At 41.9% G+C, this 1,644-nt stretch carries 1 protein-coding gene; it reads left to right on the top strand.

Annotation, left to right across the window (positions count from 1 at the left end):
• The first annotated feature begins 93 nt into the window (after positions 1–93).
• A complete protein-coding gene (locus BM161_RS14145; RefSeq protein WP_074933943.1) occupies positions 94–1,185 on the top strand; it encodes an IS110 family RNA-guided transposase in 1,092 nt (363 codons plus the stop codon).
• Positions 1,186–1,644 lie beyond the last annotated feature (459 nt).

Genomic DNA, 1,644 nt, shown 5'->3' on the forward strand with positions numbered 1-1,644 from the left:
CTTTGAAAATCATTAAGGCCCCAGTTTTATCATGCTAAGATAGATAAGTCCATCAGGGCACAATATCCTAATTAATTCGACAGGGGGACCTTAATGAGATTCTATAAGAACCAGCATCAATTTTACATTGGAATCGACCTTCACGCAAGAACGATGTACATCTGTGTTATCAACAACATCGGGGAAACTGTATTCCACAAAAACATGGAATGTTCCAGAGATAATCTGGAGCTTGTGACCAATACTTTTGGAAAGGACATTGTTGTTGGAGTGGAATGCATTTTTACCTGGTACTGGGTTGCAGATTTTTGTGCGGAGCAAGGAATCGATTTTGCACTGGGACATGCCTATTACATGAAATCAATTCACGGAGGAAAAACAAAAAGCGATAAAATCGATTCAGAGAAAATTGCAAACCTGCTTCGCGGCGGTATGTTCCCGATTGCATATGCATATCCAAAGGCAAAGCGTGCAGTACGCGACCTGCTCAGAAGACGGCTCTTCTTTGTCAGACAGCGCGCCGAACTTTCCGTTCATCTTCAAAATACAAATCATCAGTACAATATAAATGAACCCCTGACATCTTCCCGAATGAGGAGTGAAGTTTACAGAAATACAATTCCTCAGAAATTCAATGATCCGGCAACTTTGAAAATGGTGAATGCAGATCTTGAAATGTTCCAGGCTTACCACGACATAATCACAAAACTTGAGTTTCAGATTGAGGACAGCATGGAAGTGCAGGATCCTGTTTCGTACAGCATTATCAATTCAGTTCCGGGCCTCGGCTTTATACTCTCCCTTACAATTCTTTACGAGATAGATAACATCCATCGTTTTTCAGATGTCGGTAAGTTTATCTCTTACTGCCGGCTTGTAAAGTGTTCCCATGAGTCTGCCGGTAAGAAAGAAAAAGGCGGACATAATAAAATCGGAAACGTACATCTGAAGTGGGCATTCTCAGAAGGAGCAGTTCTCTTTCTCCGCAATAATGAACGTGGTCAGAGGTGGCATGATAAGCTTGTGCAGCGGTATGGGAAAGCAAAAGCGATGAGCATCATTGCTCAGAAACTCGGACGTACTGTTTATTACATGCTCAAGCGGAAAGAGGCTTTTAATCCCGATAAGTTTTACGGGGATAGGAAAATTGAAAATAAGGACAGTGGCGGCGAGCATCTCGCATAACTGAAGCGTATGCGGCGGGACTTTTGAAAAATGAATCTTATATGCGGCTTAGACCGCCCGTCATTCTTTCTGTTCCGGATGCCGTGACTTCTTGAGCTTTGAATAGACGCTGCCACTGCGCCTTTTTATATTTTTGTTTTTGTTGAAAATAAATAAGCGGACTGTCCCTGCCTTGACCTGCCCATATAACTATCGGCATCGTATGATGACCATCTTATTTTTGCTTCAGGCTTGGCACGGGTACCGGTGAAATTCTTCGTGCCGGAAATCTGTTTTTTCAGGTTTGCCGTGACCGACTATATGTGTTTGATTCAGGACGCTTTTCCTGGAATCTTTTTCTGAATTGCGATTCAGGCTTTGCTTTTTTATTTTGAACGGAAGCTCTATTTTTCTCAAAAAAGAAGACTGCCTGAAAAAGACAGCCTTAAGTGATTATTTTTTGAGGATTCTTATTGACAA

Source organism: Treponema bryantii (genome assembly GCF_900113965.1).
Taxonomy (GTDB): Bacteria; Spirochaetota; Spirochaetia; order Treponematales; family Treponemataceae; genus Treponema_D; species Treponema_D bryantii_A.

Coding starts and splice junctions, on each gene's coding strand:
- BM161_RS14145 (WP_074933943.1), top strand. CDS start 94: ATGAGATTCTATAAGAACCAGCATCAATTTTACATTGGAATCGACCTT.